Origin of the sequence: Streptomyces poriferorum (genome assembly GCF_019399235.1) — a bacterium.
In the GTDB taxonomy this organism is placed as follows: Bacteria; Actinomycetota; Actinomycetes; order Streptomycetales; family Streptomycetaceae; genus Streptomyces; species Streptomyces poriferorum.
The window spans coordinates 1-2,944 of the sequence record NZ_JAELVH010000468.1 but is presented as its reverse complement, the minus strand read 5'-3'; the positions used below and the strand labels follow the sequence as shown (position 1 = coordinate 2,944).

Annotated in this window: 3 protein-coding genes; 1 reads left to right on the top strand and 2 read right to left on the bottom strand. The window is 75.1% G+C overall.

The window, feature by feature from the left end; translation table 11 throughout:
- Positions 1–149: 149 nt before the first annotated feature.
- Positions 150–629, bottom strand: coding sequence for a heme-degrading domain-containing protein (locus JGS39_RS38500; protein WP_148018858.1), 480 nt, complete (start codon positions 627–629; stop codon positions 150–152).
- Positions 626–1,789, bottom strand: coding sequence for a Gfo/Idh/MocA family oxidoreductase (locus tag JGS39_RS38495; RefSeq protein ID WP_219574420.1), 1,164 nt, complete (start codon positions 1,787–1,789; stop codon positions 626–628). Before JGS39_RS38495 ends, JGS39_RS38500 begins: the two co-directional genes overlap by 4 nt.
- Before the next feature lie 55 nt (positions 1,790–1,844).
- On the opposite strand from JGS39_RS38495, the gene JGS39_RS38490 reads away from it, so the two are divergent.
- Positions 1,845–2,944 (top strand): ROK family transcriptional regulator (locus tag JGS39_RS38490; protein WP_308120967.1); only part of this gene is annotated, 1,100 nt, incomplete at its 3' end.

The following is a 2,944-nucleotide window of genomic DNA, read 5'->3' as shown; positions in this document are numbered from 1 at the left end:
TCGCCGGACGGGCTTGATTCTGCCGGGCTGCTCGGTGCGCGACGGCGCTGGTCGGCTACGCGCACAGCGCCGACGTAGGACGCGTAAAGATCGGAGGGGTGGGGGGTGCCCGGCGGCGGCCCCCACCCCTTCGCGCGTGCCGGGGCCGGTCAGTCGCTGATCTTCGTCGCGAACTGTTCCAGCGCCTCGACCACCAGTGCGTGGTCCTCCGCCTGGGGCAGGCCCGAGACCGTGACCGAGCCGATGACGCCCGCGCCCTCGACCGCGATCGGGAAGGAGCCGCCGTGCGCGGCGTACGTGTCCGGGTCCAGGCGCGAGGCCTCGTCGAACGTTGTCCCCTTGGCCCGGAACCGGGTCCCGACCAGGTACGAGCTCTCGCCGTACCGCTCGACGACCTTGCGCTTGCGGTCGATCCACGCGTCGTTGTCCGCGCTGGAGCCGGGCAGCGCCGCATGGAACAGCTGCTGGGCGCCGCGCCGGATGTCGATCGCGACCGGGGCGTGCCGTTCCCGGGCCAGGGCGACGAGCAGGCCGCCGAGCGCGTATGCGTCGTCGTAGCCGAAATGCGGCAGCGTCAGCCGGCGCTCCTGGGCGATCAGCTCGGAGATGGTCGGAGCGGTGGGGTTCATGCGGACTGCTCCTCGGTGGCGTGAGCGGTGGCGGATACGGAGGCGGAGGCCGGGGGCAGCGCGACCGTGACGCCGTCGCGGGCCGAGCGGCGGGCGGCCTCCAGAACGTCCAGCGCGGCGGCGGCCTGGAGGGCGGTCACCGGATTCTCGCCCTTGCCGCGCAGCGCGTCGGCGACCGCCGCGTAGTACGCGGGGTAATCGCCCGGCAGCGTACGCACCGGGGTGCCGCCGCCCGTGAGCGGGGACTCGCCCGAACCGAGCCTGCCCCACAGCGCCTCGTCCTCCACACCCCACGGCACCCGGGCCGACGGGCGGGTGCCCTCGCGCAGGGCGGCCTCCTGGGGGTCGAGGCCGTACTTGACGTACCCGGCGGTCGACCCGAGCACCCGGAAACGCGGGCCGAGCTGGGCCGTCGTCGCGCTGACGTACAGATGCGAGCGGACCCCGCTGGTGTGGGTGATCGCCAGGAACGTGTCGTCGTCGGCCGCGGCACCCGGGCGGCGTACGTCCGACTCCGCGTACACCCGGTCCGCCGGGCCGAACAGGACCAGCGCCTGGTCGACGACATGGCTGCCCAGGTCGTACAGCAGCCCGCCGATCTCCTGCGGATCGCCCGACTCGCGCCAGCCGCCCTTCGGCTGCGGGCGCCACCGCTCGAAGCGCGACTCGAAGCGCTGCACCTCGCCCAGCTCACCGTCCGCGATCAGCGAGCGCAGGGTGAGGAAGTCGTTGTCCCAGCGGCGGTTCTGGAACACGGAGAGCAGCAGCCCGCGCTCCTCGGCCAGCGCCGCCAGCTCCCGGGCCTCGGCGGCCGTACCGGCGACCGGCTTGTCCACGACCACCGGCAGACCGGCCTTCAGCGCGGCCGTCGCGAGCGGGACGTGGGTCTTGTTCGGCGAGGCGATCACGATCAGGTCGAGCTCGTCCGCGCGTGCCCACAGCTCGTCCGGCGAGGCGGCGAACCGCACCTCGGGGAACTCGGCGCGGGCCTGCTCCCGGCGCTCCTCGTTCGACGTGACGACCGTGTCCAGGGCGAGGCCCTCGGTGGCGGCGATCAGCGGGGCGTGGAAGACGGAACCCGCCAGGCCGTAGCCGACGAGTCCGACGCGCAGGGAGGTCCCGGACGATCCGGAGGTCTCGTGAGTCACGTGGGCAGTCATGCTTCCACTTTGGCAACGCTGTTGCCAAAGTGCAAGCGCAGGAGACAATGGGTCCGTGAACAGGAGCAACAGCGGCGCGAACCTGCCGACACTGCGCAGCCACAACGCGGCGCTCGTGCTGGACCTGCTGCGGGCGGCGGGCGAGCGCGGCATCAGCCGGCTCGAACTCGCCGGGCGCACCGGACTCACCCCGCAGGCCGTCAGCAAGATCACCGCCCGGCTGCGCGCCGAGGGCCTGGCCGCCGAGGCCGGGTACCGCGCCTCGACGGGCGGCAAGCCGCGCACCGTGCTGCGGCTGGTGCCGGACGCCGCCCACGCGGTGGGGCTGCACCTGGACCGCGACGAGCTGACCGTGGTGCTCGTCGACCTCGCGGGCACGGTGGCCGCGAGCCGTACGGCCCCGCTGGACCTCGGCGCCCCGGCGGACGAGGTGCTCGCGGCGGCGGCCGGGGCTGTCGCCGCCGTGCGGGGCGACGGCGCGCGGGCAGTGCTCGGGGTGGGCGTCGCCGTACCGGGGCCGCTCGACCACCGGGGCGGGGTCCTGCACCGCGTCACCGGGTTCCCGCAGTGGGACGGCTACCCGCTCCGGGACGAGCTCACCGCGCGGACCGGGCTGCCCGTCGTCATCGACAAGGACACCAACGCCGCCGCCCTCGGGCTCGCCCTCCAGACGCCGGATCCCGCCGACTTCGCCTACCTCCACCTGGGCACCGGCCTAGGCTCCGGACTGGTGCTCGGCGGGGCGCTGCACCGCGGGGCCCGTACCGGAGCGGGGGAGTTCGGCCACCAGACCGTCCAGCTGGACGGCGCCCCGTGCAGCTGCGGCGGGCGCGGCTGCATCGAGGCGCTCTGCCTGGCCGCCGTCGACCGGGGCGACGTCGCCGAGGCCGCGCGGGTGCTCGGGACCGGCGCCGCCAACCTGGTCGGGCTGCTCGACATCGACCGGGTGGTGCTGGGCGGACGCCTCGTCGCCGCCGACCCCGACGCGTACGTCCGAGGGGTACGCGCGGTGCTCGACGAGCGGGCACGGCGCGACGGGGCGGACGGGGCGCCCGTACCGGTCGTCGCCGCGGGCGGCGGGGAGCAGCCGGTCGCCGAAGGGGCGGCCCAGCTCATCCTCGCCCCGCTGTTCGGCCGGGTGGCGGGCGCCCCGTC